The following is a 19,175-nucleotide window of genomic DNA, read 5'->3' as shown; positions in this document are numbered from 1 at the left end:
AAAAGAAAGTAAGACGATACCTGCAGTAGCCACCTCATCATGGGGTGGCTTTTTTTTTAGGTTTTTTTTACCCTCAATTATCCTCGTTATTGACTACTTCATGCGTTAATTACCTGCTTCGATCAAAGAAATTAATAAGCCTGCTGATAATATCTCGTCGTTTTCCTGTCGATAAATATTTATATTTAACATGAATGATAAAGATATATTCACCTCTTCAATATATGAGGCGTTAACCTCTTTTGAAATAAAGGGGCTAGCGTTTCGCGATTTTTTTAACGCGGCAGATACTACATCGCGATGCGCCTCGTTACACCTTTTATTTCCGGAGAGTCGAGCCTGGCAGCAGGATGAGGCGTTAGAGGTAGAGTATGACTTCAACGCTCTGTTTTCCGGCCCTGCGATGCTGCTGGCACCGCCTTATGCCTCGGTATATCTGGATGAGGAGCCGCTGCTGATGGGGGCCACTACGCTTAGAGTGCGCGAATTCCTGCAAAGCATTGGGCTGTTCGTGACGGAGGAGAATAGCGTTCCCGACGATCACATCAGCTATGAAATGGAGCTGGCGGTGATGCTCTCCGTGCATGCCAGACATTCCCCGCAATATCACGATGCACTTACTCGCTTTGTACGCGGCCATCTCGAATTATGGCTCCCTGCGTTTATCACAAAAATAAATGATTGTGCACAAACTTCCGCAATGAAATGTCTCGCGTCGCAACTGACTAATTGGTTTGATGAATTAAAAACGAGAGTAATATTATGAGTATTGATAAAGGGCAGCTAAACCGACGCTCCTTTTTAAAAGGACTGATTGCGCTGGGTACCGTCGCCGCATTACCCGGCGGATTATTATCATCCCGATGTGCCATGGCACAGCCTCCCATTCCGTTTAACCCGAAAACCTACAAAATTTTCCGTAACGCTTGCCCGCGTAACTGCTACGACACCTGCAGCTTAAAAACCTGGGTCAAAGATGACGTTATCACCTTTGTCGACGGGGCGAGCGAGTCCACGTTTACGCACGGCGCGCCGTGTGTGAAAGGGCTGACCTACCCGCGCCGTGTCTACTCCCCGGATCGTATTAAATACCCGATGATTCAGGATGGTCGCGGCAGCGGTAAATGGCGTCGCATCTCCTGGGATGAAGCCATGCAGCGCATTGCCAGCAAAATGCTGGAGATTAAAAAGAAAGACGGCTCTATGCTCGGCCTGGCGCTGTCGAAATACTCCGGCAACCTGGGCGTGATGAGCTATGCCGTGGAAGGAATGATGTCTTCTCTCGGTTACACCACGCGGTTTGCCGGTACGCCATGCTGGCCGGCAGGGATCGATGCTCAGCACTACGACATGGGCGACATGTGGTGTAACGACCCGGAAGATCTGGTTAAAGCAAAATACATCATTATCTGGGGCGCAAACCCGGCGTGGTGCTCCATGCACACCATGAAGTACATCTATCAGGCGCGTGAGAAAGGGGCGAAAGTGGTGGTCATTGATCCGCTGTTCTCGCAAACCGCCGCGAAAGCCGATCTGTATTTGCGCGTGCGCCCAGGCTCAGACGGTGCGCTGGCGCTGGGGATGGCGCGCCATCTGCTGGATATAGGCCGCGTCGACCAGGAGTTTGTGAATAACTTCGCGCACGGTTTCCCGGAGTTCGAGCAGTATCTGCGAAGCAATATCACCGTTGAGTGGGCGTCTGAAATCTGTGGCCTGTCGGCAGACGTAATTCGCCAACTGGCGGAAGAGTTCACCGCGGTAAAACCCGCCACCGTCTGGATCGGCTACGGGATGCAGCGCCACGTCAACGGCGGGGCTAACGTCCGCGCCATTGACGCCTTCGTTGCCATGACCGGCAACATCGGTGTGGAAGGCGGCGGTGCCCGCTACGGCCATCTGCAGACCTGGGGCTACAACTACCATGCGATGACGCAGAAGCCACCGGTCGGGTCTGTTGGCATGGTGGGCGAAAGCGGCCCGGTAGGCGAGTTCGTCAGCGACAGTGGCGAGAAGAGCCACTACTCCGACCGCGCGCTGAACCTGAACCAGACCGCGCAGAGCATTCTTGATGCCAACGATCCGCCCATTCGTATGCTCTGGGTGGCGTGTAAGAACCCGTTTGCCCAGGACTTTGACCGCAACAAAATGGAAAAAGCCTTCAGCAAGCTGGAGATGGTGGTCTGCGTCGATCAGTTCTTCAACGAGACAGTGCAGCATGCCGATATCGTGCTGCCGGTGACCACGACCTTTGAGCACTGGAACCTGTCGTCGTCTTACTGGCATTACTGGCTGTCGGTGAATGAACCGGCCATTAAGCCGATGTACGAATGCAAGAGCGATCTGGATATTGCCGTGCTGCTCTCGCGTACCATCAACAAAATGGAGCCGGGCTCCTGTACCTTCCCGCAGGACATTGACCAGAAAAAATGGCTCGACCTTGAGTTTAATGAGGGCATGGCGAAACAGTTCGGCATCCGCTCCTGGGACGATCTGCTGGATGGGCCGGTGAAAGCCAAAATGGTCAGCTCTGCAGCCTGGCACGACCGCAAGTTTAAAACGCCATCGGGCAAGTATGAGTTCCTCTCTGAGCTATGTGAAAAGAACGGCCATAAAGCGCTGCCGGAGTATATGCCGGCCGCAGAGGGCAAGCTGCCGTTCCATCTCTTCACCCCGCACTTGCAGTACGGCCTCCACTCTCAGTTCGTCAACCTCGACTGGATGCAGGTCTTCTGGCCGGAGCCGTTTGTCTATATCCATCCTGCCGCTGCGCAGAAGAAGGGCATTCGCGAGCTGGCAAAAGTCCGCGTGTTTAACGACGTGGGCGAAGTGGAGCTGCGGGCGAAGATCACCACCAACGTGCCGGAAGATTTCCTGGTGATGTATGAGTCCTGGTTTAACAAGCTTAAGTACAACGTGCAGAACGTCGTGAAAGATACGCCAGCCGATATGGGCAAAATGGCAACCGGTGCACCTGGCGCGGCGATCCACAGCCAGTTTGTCGACATTGCCCTTATCGCGAATGAAGGAGCAGACGCATGAGACGCGCATTTTTAGTAAACAGTGATAAATGTATTGGCTGCCGCGGATGCGCCATGGCCTGCAAGAGTTTTAACCAGCTTGAGCCGGATCGTTTCTGGCGCTATGTCTATCCGCTGGATAAAGAAATTTATCCGCATGAGGAGCGTGCGTTTTTCTCGCTGGCCTGTAACCACTGTGAAAACCCGGCCTGTCTGGCGGCGTGTCCGGTGGAAGCCTACACCAAACGTGATGACGGCGTGGTGGTGCATAACCCTGAACGCTGCATCGGCTGTAAAAACTGCATCCGTAACTGCCCGTACGGCGCCCCGCGCTTCAATGAGGAGACGCAAAAGGCTGAGAAGTGCAGCATGTGCTATGAACGTCTGGATATCGGAATGGCCCCGGCCTGCGTTAACGCGTGCCCGGTCGGTGCGCTGACGATTATCGATCTGGATGCCGATCCGCTGCCGAACAATGCTGTGCAGTATCCGCCTGGCTTCCCGAAGATGCCTCAGCTTAATCCGGGTACGCGCTTCATTCTGGCCCGTCAGCCAAAACAGCCGGGGGATAAATAATGGAAAAGTATGAATTACCGCTCGTTAGCTTTACCGTGCTGAGCCAGATGTCCGTCGGGATGACGCTGCTCCTGACCTGGCGCACGCTGCGTGGCGAAGTCATTGGCAACCGCATGCACTGGCTGATTACCGGGCTGATTCTGGGCGTGGCCTCCGTCGCCGCTGTGCTGCATCTGGCGCACCCGGAACACGCTTACAATGCGCTCATTAACCTGAAGCATGCCTGGCTGAGCCGTGAAATTCTGGGCGCGACCCTCTACGGCGCCATGATTGGGCTGGCCTTCCTGAGTAAGGGGAACAAAGGCGCGGCGCTGCTGGCGTCCCTGTTCGGGATCCTGCTGGTGGTGGTGCAGGGGATGACCTACGCGGCACCGGCGATGCAGGCTATTGCCAACGGCATCACCATGATGCTGTTCTTTGCGACGGTCTGGGTGATGGGCTGTGCCGCAACGCCGCTGCTTGGGCTGAAAGCATCAAACGCCGCGCTGCGCCAGGGGATTATCGCCCTGATGGCGCTGCTGATTGCCGCGCCGGTGATGTGGCTCAGCGGTGGCACTATCATGAAGATGACCGCTCACGCCTGGCTAAGCTCGCCGCTCTATCTGGGCAGCCTGCTGTGCTGCGTCGTGGGAGGCGTGTTGTCGATGAAGCGCCAGCCGATGCAGAAAGCGGTGTTTGCGCTCCTGCTGGTGGGCGTGGTGCTCAGCCGTCTGACCTTCTTCGGCGATACCGTCAGCACCATCGTCAATATTGGTCACCTGTACTGATAAACAAAACCCCGCGAAAGCGGGGTTTTTTGTTGGTATTTACCGGACCACCATCACCGGAATGTGGGTATGGCGGATCACGCTGGAGGCGTTCGACCCCAGCAGGTGAGTGGTAATGGAAGGATTACGTGAACCGATCACCACCACGTCTGCATCCAGCTCCGCGGCCAGCTCATTGACGGCATCGCGCACGCTACCGAACCGGACGTGGGTTTTGATGCGGGAAGGGTCGATGCTGAAATGCCCGACCATGGTCTGCAGGCGCGTCTCGGCTTCGTGCTGTAAATGCTCCTCAAAGCGACGCACGTCGGCGGCAAAGCGGTGCAGACTCAGGCTGGCAGAGCCCGGTAAGACATGTAAAAGATGAATAATTCCGTCCTGCTGCGCAAGGAATTCCGCGTGACGCACAGCCTTGTCGCTCAGTTCCATTTCGAAAACATCAACCGGCATAATGATTGTCTTATACATAACCGTTTCTCCTTGTTTATAAACGCTGGATACATTCAACCACAAAATATGAATGGTTTCTGTAAGCGCTTCGGCACTTTTCCTCTCTCGCCAGGATAAATCTCAAAAGGCGCGTATTTCCCGGCAGACATTCAGAGGTAGCTACCCTTTATAAACTTACCTGAAACCTTTCGGAGGTTGCATGAAAGCACTCACGTATCACGGTCCGCACCATGTTCGCGTCGAGAATGTCCCCGATCCCATCATTGAACAGCCCGACGATATCATCCTGCGCGTCACGGCCACGGCGATTTGCGGCTCCGACCTGCATCTCTATCGCGGAAAGATCCCAAAGGTGCAGCACGGCGACATTTTTGGACATGAATTTATGGGCGAGATCGTCGAGTGCGGTCGGGAGGTGAAGGATCTGCAAAAAGGCGATCGCGTGGTGATCCCCTTTGTCATCGCCTGTGGTGACTGCTTCTTTTGCCGTCTGCAGCAGTACGCGGCCTGTGAGAATACCAATGCCGGGCAGGGCGCCGCGCTGAACAAAAAGCAAATTCCCGCGCCGGCAGCGCTGTTTGGCTATAGCCATCTCTACGGCGGTGTGCCGGGAGGACAGGCGGAATATGTGCGTGTGCCGAAAGGCAACGTCGGACCGTTTAAGATGCCGCAGCTGCTCTCCGATGATAAGGCCCTCTTCCTGTCTGATATTTTACCCACCGCCTGGCAGGCGGCAAAAAATGCGCAAATTGAAAAAGGCTCCAGCGTCGCCGTTTTTGGTGCCGGTCCGGTGGGATTATTGACTATAGCCTGCGCGCGACTGCTGGGGGCTGAGCAGATCTTTGTTATCGACCATCACCCCTACAGGCTGCGGTTTGCCGAGGCGCGTTACGGCGCCATCCCCATCAACTTCGATGATGATAACGACGCGGCGGAAAAGATCATTGAGCAAACCGCCGGGCAGCGGGGCGTCGATGCCGTCATTGATGCCGTCGGGTTCGAAGCCAAAGGCAGCACGACGGAGACGATCCTCAGCAACCTGAAAATCGAGGGCAGCAGCGGCAAAGCGCTGCGCCAGTGTATCGCTGCCGTCCGGCGCGGCGGGGTAGTCAGCGTACCCGGCGTGTATGCCGGGTTTATTCATGGCTTCCTGTTTGGGGATGCCTTCGATAAGGGGCTGACGTTTAAGATGGGCCAGACGCACGTCCACGCCTGGCTGGGAGAGCTGTTACCGCTGATCGAAAAAGGGCTGCTGACGCCGGAAGAGATTGTGACCCATTATCTCCCCCTGGCGGATGCGGAGCGTGCCTATAAGATTTTTGAAAAACGGGAGGAGGAGTGCCGGAAGGTGATTCTGGTGCCCGGCGCAGAAACGCCTGAGGCCGCAGAGCAAAAAGTGAAGGGCCTGGTGAATGCGTTCCCGGGCGGCGTCGTGTGAGGTCACTCGCCAGTGGCGTTCAGGATACTGTCCCGGGTTGTAGCACAATCGGGTGAAGATGTTCGGAAAGAGGATGCAGGCGCATCCTCTGTGCAACGCGGGTCGCGTTTGTTCAGAATGACATTAACGCAGGTAATCGCCCGCAGCTTCTGGCTGGTAGAGCAGCTCCAGCACTTCCAGATGGGTGGAGGCACCGCCCGGCAATTCCCAGTGGATAGTATCGCCCGTGCGCAGCCCCAGCAGCGCGGCTCCCACTGGAGCAAGAACCGAAAGCTGCGCGCTGCTGTCGGTCATCTGAGCCGGGTAAACCAGCGTGCGGGTCAGCTCTTCACCGGTGGTGAGGTTGCGGAATTTCACCTGGCTGTTCATGGTGACCACGTCATGCGGCATGGACTCTGGCGTGCACATCTGCGCGCGGTCGAGCTCCTCATTCAGGGCGTCGGCCACCGGAAGTGAGGCGAATTCTGCTTTTTCCAGCAGTCTGTCGATACGTTCTGCGTCGAGCTCGTTGATGATAATTGTAGGTCTGGACATTTTTTACTCCATGTCGTTAATGCTGCGTCTAACGCAGAAACCAATCCAAAAGAAAACCCTCGCCGTCTGGCAGCGAGGGTTTTACTCTCCCGATGATACTGGCTGAACGGGCAAGTTTGAAGTGATGAAAGTCACATTCATGGGCCATATGAATTTTTGCTGAAATTTATTCAGTCTTCATTCCTGACGGATTGCGTTACGCTGTGTGTCCTGAACCAGGGCGTTGCCCGCCAACGAGAGAGAACTATGTACTTCTACCAACCGTCTCAGGGTCACGGCCTGCCGCACGATCCGCTGAACGCCATTATTGGTCCACGTCCGATCGGCTGGATTTCCTCATGCGATAAGACCGGGCAGCAGAACCTCGCGCCGTATAGCTTCTTTAACTGCTTTAACTATCGCCCACCGATCATCGGCTTTTCCAGCAACGGCTGGAAAGACAGCGTGCGTAATATTGCTGAAACAAAGGAGTTTGTCTGGAACCTGGCGACGCGCGATCTCGCTGAAGCGATGAATCTAACCTCCGCCACGCTTCCTCACGACCGGGATGAATTCACCTTTTCGGGATTAACGCCTGCCGCAAGCCAGCTGGTGAGCGCTCCCCGCGTGGCGGAAAGCCCGGTCAATTTTGAGTGCCGCCTGTCTCAGTGCATTCAGCTTACCAGCGCCGACGGTACGCCGGTGGATACCTGGCTGGTGCTGGGAGAAGTGGTCGGGATCCATATTGCCGAAACGCTGCTGGAAGAGGGGATATACCAGACGGCGAAAGCGCAGCCCATCCTGCGAGCGGGTGGGCCGACGGCTTACTATGGTATCAGTGACGAACACCGGTTCGACATGGTGCGCCCGACGGTGAGTCAGTAACCGGCTTTATCAATGACAAATTGTTTTCCGCAGTTGCCTGGATGCGGCTGCGGGGCAAAGGATGCCGCAGAAAGCGGGGCGTTAATGGTGTCTGCTTTCAGCGAAATCTGCATCTCGGTCAGATATGCAGGATTACCGTTGCAGGTCAGCTTGAAGGCTTTGATATTTTCCTTGCCCCAGGTTTTGGCAACGGCGCTGTCAAAATCACTCCGGCTGACAGTTTTACCGTAATTTTCCGCAAGGAAATGACCGACGGCGCTGTTTTTCATTTCCTGATTCATTCTCACCATGGTGCCGAAATAGGCGTCGGGATCAAAACCAAAGCAGACGCCATGTTTGGCATATTCGTACCGTTCCAGACAGGAGTTTCCACCCGCGCCCGGCATGACCTCGTTCAGCTTAGCCGCGCCGGAGAGCGACAACCCTGTTTCGGCGGCAGCACACTTGCGGCTGGCCTTCACTTCCGGCATGTTCGGGATGGGACGCGTGGCGCAGCCAAATCGCATCCAACGACGTTCATCCACGCCGCGTGCAGCTATCGATTTTGGCAGGCCTGGCCATAATCCGTGAACGGTCAGAAAATCGGTTTTATTATCGCGCTCTTTTTGCAGACGACATTCATCCGGTTCATTGCGGTTACGCTCGACCATGCTTTGACAAAACCCCGTTTGCCAGGACAAAGCCAGCACATAGCGATCGAAATCGCCGTACTGCGTGGCCTTGAGGGGTTCGGCCTGTGCTGGGAAGAGACTGAGTGCAAGCGCTGCTGCGCCAGACGGGATAACGATATCCTTCCTGAACATGTGATTTCCTGATTGGTTGTGCGCAATTCATTTTTGTGGGTTATTAAAGCACAAAAAGCGCCCGCAGGCGCTTTTTGGCAATCAGGAATTTAACTTAGGCGGCGCCGGGAACCAGCACTTCGGTAGCAATAATGACGATGACCAGGCCAACCAGCACCGGTACTGACGTGCGTTTCACCACTTCAAACGGCGAGATTTTTGCCATCCCGGCAACCGCAACCACCACGCCTGAGACAGGCGAGATGGTACGACCCAGGTTTGAGGCCTGGAGCATGGGAATGGAAAGATAAGCCGGATTGATACCGGACGAGTGAGCCAGCTTAGGGATCATCTCAACGAAGGCGTAAAATGGCGCGTTACCCGAACCCGTGGTCATTGCCGCCAGCATGGTCAGTACCACCAGGACCAGCATCAGGATAATACTGGCTGAGCCAAACGAGGTGGCGATGGAGATCAGGCTCTGGATAAAGCCAATCGTGCTCAGGCCCTGGGCAAAGACGCCCGCCGCAACCAACAGCATCACCACGCCCGCGAAGGCATCCGCCATACCGCGGTATGCCACCTCAAGGCCGGAGAAGACTTTTTGCGTGTTGAAACCGCGTATGAACTCCAGCACAGCAGCCAGCAGCATGCAGATAACCAGAATAGTAATAATGTGCAGCTGTGGGCCCCATTTTCCGTCAAAAATGAGCACGCCGATAATCGGCGTGAACGGCAGAATGGCATAAAACGCAGGCGCGGTGGTGGTGATTTCGCTTACATCCATCATTTCATGGCTAATGTTCTCTTTCTTATCGAGATAGCGCTGCCAGAAGAAATGCGCGATACCCATTCCCACAATGGCGACAATCGAGATTGGCAGCGTGGTCTTAAAGGCGAAGTCGATAAGCGACATTTCGGCTGCTTTCGCCGCCAGCACCACGTCACCTGACGTCGGGGAGAGAATAATGGCCGCCGGGGAGGCGCATATTGCCGCCGCCGCCCCGCGGCTGATGCCCACGTTCACCATCACCGGGAACAGCGTGGCCATTAACAGTACGCCAAGCCCGGTTGCCGATGAAACGGCCAGCGACATCAGGCAGGCGAGGAAATAGGCGGCAACCATCAGCAGATACGGCGAGTTAATGTACTGCAGGGGTTTCGAGGCAAGCTTCACAACCATGTCGTTCGCGCCGATATGGGTCATATAGGCTGCAAAACCGCACAGCATCATGATCATCATACCCAGATCGCCACCGCGGCTCATGAGCAGTATTTTAATATATTCAACAATATCTGTGGCGGTGTAACCCGTGCTGGCTGCGCTGGCAGGTAAAACCTGATGACCCATTACTGCGCTGATAATCAGCAGCGTTAACCCACCAACAAATAAAACGCCTGTGGCTGAGTATCCTTTGATGATGTAACGCGCTACACCCACAATGACGACGACCCCAATTAGGAGCTCGATAAACGTAAGCATGATTTCCCCTGTATCTTTATGCCCTGAGATATAAAAAATTAATATAAAAAGAAGGATGAAAATGTGCCGAATTAATGGCCTGTCCTTGCTGATTAAAATCAATAAACAGACGACTAACGAACAGCATAACAGCGTTTTTGCCGTGGCTCAGGCATTTATGTCATAAGGATCTTGACCGTCAAAGATAGCGTAACATGTCTATCTAATGATAACAAAATGTTAAGATTTTGTGTGATCTGGCCCGTTAATCCTGGAGACGGTTAACGGGCAGTAGGCATACATAGTATGGGTTTATTCAGCGTGTGCAGAACTCCGCTTTAAGAATATTCCCGAAAAGGGGCCTGATATTTAAGAGTAGCGCTGATGCTGTTAAGGCTTGGTTCAATTATTTTATGGTAAACTTTGCCTCGAATATCAAGAATGGTAATTGCATTGTGAGTGTACGTAATACTTTTTTCTCTATTTTATTGTTTATTATTGGCCAGTTAACGTTTTCTTCTGTTGCACAGGCAGAGGACAATGCGACGGATAAAGGCTGGTTCTCTACTTTTACGGATAATGTATCGCAGACCTGGTCAGCACCTGAACATTATGATCTCTATGTTCCGGCAATAACGTGGCACGCGCGCTTTGCTTACGACAAAGAGAAAACGGATAAATACAACGAGCGTCCCTGGGGCGCGGGTTTTGGGCAGTCGCGCTGGGATGAAAAAGGAAACTGGCATGGCATCTATCTGATGGCCTTCAAAGACTCCTTTAACAAGTGGGAACCGATTGGTGGCTACGGCTGGGAAAAAACCTGGCGCCCGTTAGCGGATGAGAACTTCCACGTTGGTCTGGGCTATACCGCCGGGGTGACCGCGCGCGACAACTGGAAGTATATTCCGATCCCTGTGTTGCTGCCTCTGGCCTCTGTTGGCTATGGCCCTGCAACGTTCCAGATGACCTACATTCCGGGGACATACAACAACGGTAACGTTTACTTCGCCTGGATGCGTTTTCAGTTTTAACTGACATAACGTTACTTGGTGGTGAAAAAACGCGCAGTCGTTGATTCATAAGCGATAAAAATCTGCCAGTGAAAATTAACGCGACTTTAGTCACTTTTTGTCAAAGATCCGCTGGACAAAAGGTCCCACAATTGATGTACTGGTAACCGACACAGCATTTGTGTCGTTTTTTAATGTAAAGGTAATTTTGATGTCTAAGATTAAAGGTAACGTTAAGTGGTTTAATGAGTCCAAAGGATTCGGTTTCATTACTCCTGAAGATGGCAGCAAAGACGTGTTCGTACACTTCTCTGCAATCCAGTCTAATGGTTTCAAAACTCTGGCTGAAGGTCAGCGTGTAGAGTTCGAAATCACTAACGGTGCCAAAGGCCCTTCTGCTGCTAACGTAATCGCTCTGTAATTCAGACGCGTCAGCAAGAATTTCAAAACCCGCTCATTGAGCGGGTTTTTTTCGTTATGAATCAGCCAAGCAGGTACATTTTCAGGAAGCTGGCCACGATCAGTACGCTCAACAACACCATGCCTGCGCTCATCAGACTCTGTTTCATTCTGTCACCCTCGTTCAGTATTGCCTCCAGAGTGACAGAGAAAAATTAAGCCAACATTAACGCTCCGGCAGTTAATGCGTGCTGACAGAGGAAAATAACCAAAATGCGATCCCCGTCATCGCGAAGGATCCGATCATGTTGATGGCGATATTCACCAGCGCCCAGCCGATACGACCTTCCTGAAAGAGAAAAACCGTTTCCGCAGAAAAGGTTGAAAAGGTGGTCAAACCGCCGCAGAAGCCGGTGGTAATCAAGACTTTCCACATGGGATCGATGTGCGTCATCCGGTTAAACCAGGCCAGGCCCATACCAATGATAAAAGCACCAATCAGGTTGGCGGCCAGTGTCCCCATTGGAATCGCCTGATGCAGCGGATTAAAACGCATACTCAGGAACCACCTCGCAACGCTCCCTGTGCCTCCACCAATAAAAACAGCTAAAAGGAGTTGTAACACGCTAAATACCTGCTATTTGATGTGTAAGAGTAGCGAGTTTAACGCTGTTTATGATGAGGGGACAAATATGTATGTTGCGGTAGGGCAGTTTGCAGTCACGCCTGACTGGCGGGTTAACGCAGTGCAGTGCGTTAACCTGATGATGCAGGCCCGACGGAAAGGGGCGTCGCTGCTGGTACTTCCTGAGGCGCTATTGGCAAGGGATGATAATGACCCTGATTTGTCCGTGAAGTCCGCGCAATCCCTTGACGGCGAATTTTTACAGCAGCTGCTTGCCCAGAGCGTGGGCAGTACGATGACCACCATCTTAACCTTGCACGTTCCCTCAACGCCGGGTCGCGCAGTAAATACGCTCGTGGCTATCCGTGACGGTGCAATTGTTGCGCGCTATGCCAAGCTTCATCTCTATGATGCGTTCAGCATTCAGGAATCGCGACGCGTTGATCCGGGAGATGTTGTCCCGCCGCTCATTGATATCGACGGGTTTAAAGTGGGGTTGATGACCTGCTATGACCTGCGTTTCCCGGAGCTGGCCCTGCATCTGGCGTTGCAAGGGGCGGACGTGCTGGTATTGCCTGCCGCATGGGTTAAGGGGCCGCTAAAAGAGCAGCACTGGGCAACGCTGCTTGCGGCACGCGCGCTGGACACGACCTGCTATGTCGTTGCCTCCGGAGAGTGCGGCAATAAAAACATTGGACAGAGCAGGGTGGTTGATCCGCTGGGCGTCACGATTGCCGCCGCAGCGGAAGCGCCCGTTCTGCTGATGGCGGAGATAATTTTAGAAAGAATTGCGCTTGCGCGTCAGCAATTACCTGTTCTTCGCAACCGACGCTTTGCGCCACCGCAATTATTGTGATGTTTTTTTCAACAATGCTTGATTCACCTTGTTACAGATTGCTATTGTGTGCACGCGCCAAATGACCGTTAATACAATCGGGTTTTGGCGCTGAATGCAGCCTGTTTTATGTAAAGAAGGTATCTATGGGTGAGATTAGTATTACCAAACTGCTGGTGGTTGCCGCACTGGTCGTCCTGCTGTTTGGTACCAAGAAGTTACGCACGCTGGGTGGTGACCTGGGGGCTGCCATCAAAGGCTTCAAGAAAGCGATGAACGACGATGACGCAGCCGCGAAGAAAAGCGCTGAGGACATCCCGGCAGAGAAGCTTTCCCACAAAGAGTAACGGCAATGCCTGAGGGCTTGCGAAAAAAAACCGGCTATGAGGCCGGTTTTTTTGCATTACTGTAAATGAATATTACGGTGTTATTTGACTTCTTCACCCTTCGCCTGCATGTCCGCGTGGTAAGAAGAACGAACAAACGGACCGCACGCTGCGTGGGTAAAGCCCATCGCCAGCGCTTCGGCTTTCATCTCGTCAAACTCATCCGGGCTGACGTAGCGCTGAACCGGCAGGTGGTGACGGCTTGGCTGCAGATACTGACCGAGCGTCAACATGGTCACACCGTGGCGGCGCAGATCGCGCATAACGTCGATGATTTCGTCATTGGTTTCGCCCAGGCCGACCATCAGACCTGACTTGGTTGGAATATGCGGATGCGCTTCTTTAAAGCGCTCCAGCAGCTTCAGAGACCAGTTATAGTCTGCGCCTGGACGCACCTGACGATAAAGACGCGGAACGTTCTCCAGGTTGTGGTTAAACACATCTGGCGGCGTTGCGGTCAGGATGTCCAGCGCGCGATCCATACGGCCGCGGAAGTCGGGAACCAGCGTCTCGATTTTGATATTTGGGCTTTTTTCGCGAATGGCAGTAATGCAGTCGGCGAAGTGCTGAGCACCCCCATCACGCAGATCGTCACGGTCGACGGACGTGATAACCACATAACGCAGCGCCATGTCGGCGATGGTTTGCGCCAGTTTTTGCGGTTCGTTGGCATCGGGAGCCACCGGGCGGCCATGAGCTACGTCGCAGAACGGGCAGCGGCGGGTACAGATGGCACCCAGAATCATAAACGTCGCGGTGCCGTGATTGAAACATTCAGCAAGGTTCGGGCAAGAGGCTTCTTCACAAACTGAATGAAGGCCGTTCTTACGCATCGCCGCTTTGATCCCCTGGATACGCGAAGAATCTGCCGGAAGTTTGATTTTCATCCATTCCGGTTTTCTTAACAGCGCCTCGCGCTCTGTAGCCACGTTTTTAACCGGGATAAGGGCCATTTTATCGGCATCGCGGTATTTAACACCGCGTTCCATCACAATGGGTTTACTCATAGCGTGCGTGTTCCAGTTGCGAATATCGAAGGAAAGCGTTTCAATTCAAGGGAATGTTGTATTTATCAACTATTTTTGAACGAACGACAGGCAGTATATCATTGAAAGGGTCTTTAAAGCAGCCTGTCAGGTCGCCAATTTGTAAAATAGTTGTTGTTTTGTGCGTTTTGCCCTGCAAGCGGCAGGAACGTGTACTGGCACGCTTTGTCAGAAGGCCTGACGGATAATGCGGATGACGTTTTCCAGCACCGGATCGCGCAAACTGAGTTTGTTGTAATGCAGTGAAATCTCGATAGATTCTGCATTGAGCTGGCTAAGCGGGATGCTCTCCAGCGGCCAGCATTTTCGCAGCAGGTTATACAGGCGTGAAGGCATGATGCACAGCATATCACTGCTGCCGATCAGGGATGCGGTGGTGAACATATTGTAACTGCTGAAGCTGATCTGACGTTCCGGGAAAATTTCATCAATACGCTGACGCAGGGCATGGTTTGACTGTCCTTCGGTCATGAAAGACGAGTGGTCGTAGTTGCGCAGGTTCTCAATGGTTAACGGCTCGCTGAGAGCGGGGTGCTGCTTGCGGCAAACCAGCACCAGGTTATCCGCGTAAAGCACATTTTGCCCCAGCGCCCGGGCACTAAAGCTGCCGCTTTCAATAACCAGATCCGTCTGGAACTGAGCAAGCTGAACGTCAGGTTCGTTGAGAGGCACATTGCGAAGCAGAAGCTGTGGCGCATGCTCTTTTACAGCCTGGAAGATCGCAGGCATCACCAGCACGCCGACAGAAGGAGAACAGCCGATGGTAATGGTTCTCTGTTTGTCATAGCTTCCGGTTAAATCCAGCGCACCCAGAATCGACTCCAGCCCCTGGCTAATGTATTCGTGGAGATGTGTTGCATAGGCCGTCGGCGTGACGCCCTGACCCTTACGGATAAATAAGGGATCGGGAAATATAGCCCGTAACTTTTGAATTGACTGGCTTATTGCGGACGGCGTGAGATTAAGAATTTTCGCAGCGTTAACGATCCCCTTATGGACATATACTGCCTCAAAAATAGTCAGTAAATTGAGGTCAATATTACGTAAAGTCCGAAAAATTTGCGGCTTGTCTTCGCCACCAGGGTCATTCAGGCGTTTGGCTGGTAAATTATTATACTCCACGCTTTCACTCCGTATACATTCACAACATGAATGATAGTTGAATTTATTTATTATGCTTGTAGAGATTCGTAAAGTGTTGGTTTTGTTCCACTTGTTTATCAAAAACAAACAGTTGTGTGATTATCACTCAAGTTACTTAGCCTGTGTATGCCGTGCTGTCCGGAGGCTAAATAATATGTAACGGCAATATTCGGGCGCTTCGAAAATATAGAATCTGCGGTTTATTGTAAAGCGTAAAAGCGGTAAATAAACAGTGGCCCGTCAAATTATCGGGCCGCCTGGATGATATATTAAGCAGGGATATATTCGTGTGGGGGGTTGTTAAGTAGTGCTAACATGTTCTTCAGAAGCACGGGGCGTATATTCTCCGGCGTAGCGGTGTCGACCCACTGGCGCATTTGCGTCATTTCCATGCCGGCGTAGCCGCAGGGGTTTATGCGCTGGAAAGGCGTAAGATCCATATTAATATTCAATGCCAGGCCGTGGAAGGAACAGCCTTTACGAATACGTAGCCCCAGAGAGCAGATCTTCATTTCGCCAACGTAGACGCCCGGCGCATCGGCACGCGGATGCGCGTCAATACCATATTCCGCCAGCGTGTTGACGACGGTTTGCTCCAGCAAAGTGACCAGCTCACGCACGCCAAGCTTTCTGCGCTTCAGATTAAGCAGGACGTACATGACCTGCTGACCCGGGCCGTGGTAAGTCACCTGTCCGCCGCGATCGCTCTGGATCACCGGGATATCGCCCGTCATTAATAAGTGTTCCGCTTTTCCCGCCTGGCCCTGCGTAAATACCGGCAGATGTTCGACCAGCCAAATCTCATCAGGGGTAGCGTCATCGCGTGAATCGGTGAACTCGTGCATAGCCTGGGAGACAGGCTCATAAGGTTGCAGCCCGAGATGACGGACCAGAATTTTATCCTGATACAAAACGCGTCTCCGAAGACGAGGAACAAAAGATGAGGGGGAGTATATCACAGCGGGGAAGAGGGGTTACCCGGTAAACCGGGTAACCGCAAAGGGACTACAGCACCATACGAACAATTTCGATATTGCCGAGCTCTTCGTACAGCGTCTCAACCTGCTCGATATGTGTAGCAGTGATGGTAATAGAAACCGAGTGGTAGTTGCCCTTGCTGCTTGGTTTTACTGACGGAGAGTAGTCACCCGGCGCATGGCGCTGTACCACTTCAACCACCTGATCAACCAGCTCAGGTTTCGCCAGACCCATTACTTTGTAGGTAAATGGGGTAGGGAATTCAAGCAGTTCGTTAAGTTTGGTTTTCATGTCAGCTCCGGCGTAACGTCAAAAAGAATAACTCCCACGTCAGGTGGGAGTTATCAGGATACTTAGTATATGGGGATCAAAATCACACTTTCAAGTGTTCGATTTTTAGCCAAACCAGTGATGGAACATCAATTTAATGTAATCAATGATTTTGCCGAAGAAATTGCCTTCAGGAATTTCTTCCAATACCACGAGTGGGCGCTGGTCGATTGTTTTACCGTCCAGCTGGAAATTGATGGTACCCACCACCTGGTTTTTCTGCAGCGGGGCATGCAGTTCGGTGGTGTTGAGCACATAGCTTGCTTTCAGATCCTTCATACGACCGCGTGGAATGGTCAGATACAGGTCTTTATCCACGCCCAGGGAAGCACGGTCGTTATCGCCGAACCAGACGGGTTCAGAAGCAAACTCTTTGCCGGCCTTCAGTGGGTTCACGGTTTCGAAGAAGCGGAAGCCCCAGGTCAGCAGCTTCTTGCTTTCGGTTTCGCGACCTTTGAAGGTGCGACCCCCCATCACGGCTGAGATCAGACGCATCTGGCCTTCAGTGGCAGAAGCCACCAGGTTGTAGCCGGCTTTGTCGGTGTGGCCGGTTTTGATGCCGTCAACGTTCAGGCTGTTATCCCACAGCAGGCCGTTACGGTTGGTTTGACGAATACCGTTGAAGGTGAACTCTTTCTCTTTGTAAATAGAGTACTCGTTCGGCACATCACGGATCAGCGCCTGACCAATCAGCGCCATATCACGCGCGGAGCTGTACTGACCGTCTGCATCGAGACCGTGTACGGTCTGGAAATGGCTGTTCTTAAGGCCCAGCGCGGTAACGTAGCTGTTCATCAGACCGACGAAAGCATCCTGGCTACCGGCGGCGAAATCGGCCATAGCCACGCAGGCATCGTTGCCGGACTGCAGGTTAATACCACGAATTAACTGAGAAACCGGAACCTGCATTCCTGGTTTCAGGAACATCAGCGAGGAACCTTTGAAAACCGGGTTCCCGGTAGCCCACGCATCGTTACCGATGGTGACCAGATCCGTCTCTTTGAACTTACCGGCTTTCATTGCCTGGCCGATAACATAGCTGGTCATCATTTTGGTCAGGCTGGCCGGGTCACGGCGGGCATCAGCATTCTGTTCTGCCAGCACTTTGCCAGAGTTGTAATCGATCAGGATGTAGGATTCCGCATCGATTTGCGGAACGCCAGGGATCATGGTCTTGATATTCAGGTCATCAGCATGAGCTGCAGAGAGTGCAGCCGCGCAAAGGGCCGTGGTCAGCGCCATGCGCTGCACAAAACGAGCAGAAAAAGTGGTCTTCATGGTCAGAACTACGACATCCGTGATGGAATTAAAAAAAGTGCCTTACTATAGCAAATGCTATTCAGGCAGGCATCCGACTTTAAGCATGAGTTTGTGAATGTGTTTTACACAAACTGACATTTCGGATACCGCCGATTAATTACTTCGTAACAGCGATAAAGGACTGCAGCTGTGCCTCACTCTGCAAACGCTGCTGCAGGGACGCCGCCTGCGACTTGCTGGAGAACGGCCCCATCTGAATACGCCAGACCGCGCCGTTTTGCTCAACGCGTCCTGGTACGCCAAACTGCTGGCTGAGACGCTGCTGATACTGCTGGGCACGGGCCCGATCGCTCACAGCCCCCACCTGAACGACAAAGCCGCCGCTGGCTGCTGCGGGAGCGGCAACGGCTGCGCTCTGGGTCGTGACCGGAGCCGTTACGGGGGCTGGCTGCTGCACGACGGGGGCGGCAACCGGCGCGGGAGTCGGCTCACTGCCCTCCAGCACGCCCGAGGCCAGGTTCGTTGGTGCGCCAAGGAAGCCGCTGCTTTTTACCGGTGCGCCAGTGGAATCATCGCTTTGCAGGGTGTCATTGCTGATCGGGCGTATTTCTCCCGCCGGCTGAGAAGGCTCTGCTGGCGAGGAGACGCTTCCCATGCCGCCGTCCAGATTTGGGCGGTCGGGGAGGGCATAGGTCTGTTTCGCCACCGTGGTACACGCGGTTCCCGGCCCGGAGAGCGAACCATCCTGCGCCACGATAATCGGGTCAATGCGAACTTTGGTGTTGTTCGAGGTGTTCAGGCGATCGGCTGACGCGCGCGACAGGGAAATTACCCGGTCGTTACCGTACGGGCCGCGGTCGTTAATACGCACGACGATCATTCGGCCGTTCGCCAGGTTGGTGATACGGGCGTAGCTTGGGATCGGTAGCGTCGGGTGCGCCGCAGTCAGCTGCATTGGATCAAATGTTTCACCCGATGCCGTCAGGTTACTGCCCGGCTCAGCATCATAAATGGCGGCAAAGCCAGCCTGGCTAAAGCGGGACGGATCCTGCACGATTTTGTAGCTTTTGCCGTCGCGCTCGTAATCCTGATTCGCGCTGGCATTCAGCGGTTCATAAACGGGATCGGCACCGCTGATTTCAACGATTGGGCCATTACACACCGCAGGCTGCGGCGGCGCGACGGTTGCCTGTTGCTGACCATCATCACTTGTGCATGCCGCAAGTAAACTTGCCGCAATGCAGATCCCCAGCCACTGCTTACGCATTCCGAT

General features: G+C 53.4%; 21 protein-coding genes. 10 read left to right on the top strand and 11 right to left on the bottom strand.

The genetic code is table 11. The features are described 5' to 3' along the window. The first annotated feature begins 190 nt into the window (after positions 1–190). Genes AB8818_RS08170 through AB8818_RS08155 form a run of 4 tightly spaced genes read left to right on the top strand, consistent with a single transcriptional unit; the run spans position 191 to position 4,360 of the window. The gene (locus tag AB8818_RS08170) at positions 191–766 is read left to right on the top strand and encodes a molecular chaperone (protein WP_192983986.1); all 576 of its coding nucleotides are present in this window, start codon (positions 191–193) and stop codon (positions 764–766) included. Further along, positions 763–3,039: a molybdopterin-dependent oxidoreductase gene (locus AB8818_RS08165; protein ID WP_166710420.1), complete on the top strand. Its 2,277-nt coding sequence runs from the start codon at positions 763–765 to the stop codon at positions 3,037–3,039. The genes AB8818_RS08170 and AB8818_RS08165 overlap by 4 nt, the downstream gene beginning before the upstream one ends. Further along, positions 3,036–3,593, top strand: coding sequence for a 4Fe-4S dicluster domain-containing protein (locus AB8818_RS08160; RefSeq protein WP_080327917.1), 558 nt, complete (start codon positions 3,036–3,038; stop codon positions 3,591–3,593). Before AB8818_RS08165 ends, AB8818_RS08160 begins: the two co-directional genes overlap by 4 nt. Beyond that, positions 3,593–4,360 (top strand): DmsC/YnfH family molybdoenzyme membrane anchor subunit, encoded by a 768-nt coding sequence (locus AB8818_RS08155; RefSeq protein ID WP_192983982.1) that lies wholly within the window; start codon positions 3,593–3,595, stop codon positions 4,358–4,360. The genes AB8818_RS08160 and AB8818_RS08155 overlap by 1 nt, the downstream gene beginning before the upstream one ends. A 39-nt stretch (positions 4,361–4,399) precedes the next feature. Here the strand turns inward: AB8818_RS08155 and uspG are convergent, their stop codons facing one another. Continuing rightward, positions 4,400–4,828, bottom strand: coding sequence for a universal stress protein UspG (uspG, locus tag AB8818_RS08150; RefSeq protein ID WP_116341212.1), 429 nt, complete (start codon positions 4,826–4,828; stop codon positions 4,400–4,402). A 181-nt stretch (positions 4,829–5,009) separates the two neighbouring features. On the opposite strand from uspG, the gene AB8818_RS08145 reads away from it, so the two are divergent. Next, positions 5,010–6,248, top strand: a complete 1,239-nt coding sequence (locus AB8818_RS08145) for a zinc-dependent alcohol dehydrogenase (protein WP_192983979.1) — start codon at positions 5,010–5,012, stop codon at positions 6,246–6,248. Between the two features lie 123 nt (positions 6,249–6,371). Here AB8818_RS08145 and rnk read toward each other — a convergent pair whose 3' ends face one another. Next, positions 6,372–6,782, bottom strand: coding sequence for a nucleoside diphosphate kinase regulator (rnk, locus tag AB8818_RS08140; RefSeq protein ID WP_061098890.1), 411 nt, complete (start codon positions 6,780–6,782; stop codon positions 6,372–6,374). A gap of 246 nt (positions 6,783–7,028) precedes the next feature. Between rnk and AB8818_RS08135 the strand changes: the two genes are divergently transcribed. Then, the gene (locus tag AB8818_RS08135) at positions 7,029–7,646 is read left to right on the top strand and encodes a flavin reductase family protein (protein ID WP_192983976.1); all 618 of its coding nucleotides are present in this window, start codon (positions 7,029–7,031) and stop codon (positions 7,644–7,646) included. On the opposite strand, the gene rna is transcribed toward AB8818_RS08135, so the two are convergent. Continuing rightward, positions 7,640–8,449 (bottom strand): ribonuclease I, encoded by an 810-nt coding sequence (gene rna, locus AB8818_RS08130; RefSeq protein ID WP_192983973.1) that lies wholly within the window; start codon positions 8,447–8,449, stop codon positions 7,640–7,642. The genes AB8818_RS08135 and rna overlap by 7 nt on opposite strands. A gap of 94 nt (positions 8,450–8,543) precedes the next feature. Continuing rightward, positions 8,544–9,911 carry an anaerobic C4-dicarboxylate transporter DcuC gene (dcuC, locus tag AB8818_RS08125; RefSeq protein WP_163330473.1) on the bottom strand — a complete coding sequence of 456 codons (1,368 nt, stop codon included), beginning with the start codon at positions 9,909–9,911 and terminating at the stop codon, positions 8,544–8,546. A gap of 392 nt (positions 9,912–10,303) precedes the next feature. On the opposite strand from dcuC, the gene pagP reads away from it, so the two are divergent. Continuing rightward, positions 10,304–10,921, top strand: a complete 618-nt coding sequence (gene pagP, locus AB8818_RS08120; protein ID WP_163330537.1) for a lipid IV(A) palmitoyltransferase PagP — start codon at positions 10,304–10,306, stop codon at positions 10,919–10,921. 190 nt (positions 10,922–11,111) lie between these two features. Further along, positions 11,112–11,321, top strand: a complete 210-nt coding sequence (gene cspE, locus AB8818_RS08115; RefSeq protein ID WP_002439184.1) for a transcription antiterminator/RNA stability regulator CspE — start codon at positions 11,112–11,114, stop codon at positions 11,319–11,321. A gap of 219 nt (positions 11,322–11,540) precedes the next feature. On the opposite strand, the gene crcB is transcribed toward cspE, so the two are convergent. Continuing rightward, the gene (gene crcB, locus AB8818_RS08110) at positions 11,541–11,924 is read right to left on the bottom strand and encodes a fluoride efflux transporter CrcB (protein WP_163330472.1); all 384 of its coding nucleotides are present in this window, start codon (positions 11,922–11,924) and stop codon (positions 11,541–11,543) included. Between the two features lie 67 nt (positions 11,925–11,991). On the opposite strand from crcB, the gene AB8818_RS08105 reads away from it, so the two are divergent. Further along, the gene (locus AB8818_RS08105) at positions 11,992–12,780 is read left to right on the top strand and encodes a deaminated glutathione amidase (RefSeq protein ID WP_192983970.1); all 789 of its coding nucleotides are present in this window, start codon (positions 11,992–11,994) and stop codon (positions 12,778–12,780) included. A gap of 125 nt (positions 12,781–12,905) precedes the next feature. Next, positions 12,906–13,106, top strand: a complete 201-nt coding sequence (tatE, locus tag AB8818_RS08100) for a twin-arginine translocase subunit TatE (protein WP_014882988.1) — start codon at positions 12,906–12,908, stop codon at positions 13,104–13,106. An 80-nt stretch (positions 13,107–13,186) separates the two neighbouring features. Here tatE and lipA read toward each other — a convergent pair whose 3' ends face one another. The 6 genes from lipA to rlpA form a co-directional block, all read right to left on the bottom strand. After that, positions 13,187–14,152, bottom strand: coding sequence for a lipoyl synthase (gene lipA, locus AB8818_RS08095; RefSeq protein ID WP_028012333.1), 966 nt, complete (start codon positions 14,150–14,152; stop codon positions 13,187–13,189). Positions 14,153–14,359: 207 nt separating this feature from the next. Further along, complete coding sequence (locus AB8818_RS08090) at positions 14,360–15,313, bottom strand: YbeF family transcriptional regulator (RefSeq protein ID WP_116341195.1); 954 nt, start codon at positions 15,311–15,313, stop codon at positions 14,360–14,362. Between the two features lie 290 nt (positions 15,314–15,603). After that, entirely contained in the window at positions 15,604–16,245 is a 642-nt protein-coding gene (gene lipB, locus AB8818_RS08085; protein WP_192983967.1) for a lipoyl(octanoyl) transferase LipB, read from the bottom strand. Positions 16,246–16,339: 94 nt separating this feature from the next. Next, positions 16,340–16,603 carry a DUF493 family protein YbeD gene (gene ybeD / locus AB8818_RS08080; RefSeq protein WP_003858718.1) on the bottom strand — a complete coding sequence of 88 codons (264 nt, stop codon included), beginning with the start codon at positions 16,601–16,603 and terminating at the stop codon, positions 16,340–16,342. 105 nt (positions 16,604–16,708) lie between these two features. Further along, positions 16,709–17,920: a D-alanyl-D-alanine carboxypeptidase DacA gene (dacA, locus tag AB8818_RS08075; RefSeq protein WP_116341193.1), complete on the bottom strand. Its 1,212-nt coding sequence runs from the start codon at positions 17,918–17,920 to the stop codon at positions 16,709–16,711. A gap of 139 nt (positions 17,921–18,059) precedes the next feature. After that, the gene (gene rlpA, locus AB8818_RS08070; protein WP_116341191.1) at positions 18,060–19,169 is read right to left on the bottom strand and encodes an endolytic peptidoglycan transglycosylase RlpA; all 1,110 of its coding nucleotides are present in this window, start codon (positions 19,167–19,169) and stop codon (positions 18,060–18,062) included. Positions 19,170–19,175: the final 6 nt, after the last annotated feature.

The sequence above is a fragment of the Enterobacter sp. KB-280D8 genome, from assembly GCF_041399405.1.
Taxonomy (GTDB): domain Bacteria; phylum Pseudomonadota; class Gammaproteobacteria; order Enterobacterales; family Enterobacteriaceae; genus Enterobacter; species Enterobacter cloacae_N.
Note: the sequence above shows the minus strand (reverse complement) of the source record. Positions and strands in the feature narration are given on the sequence as shown.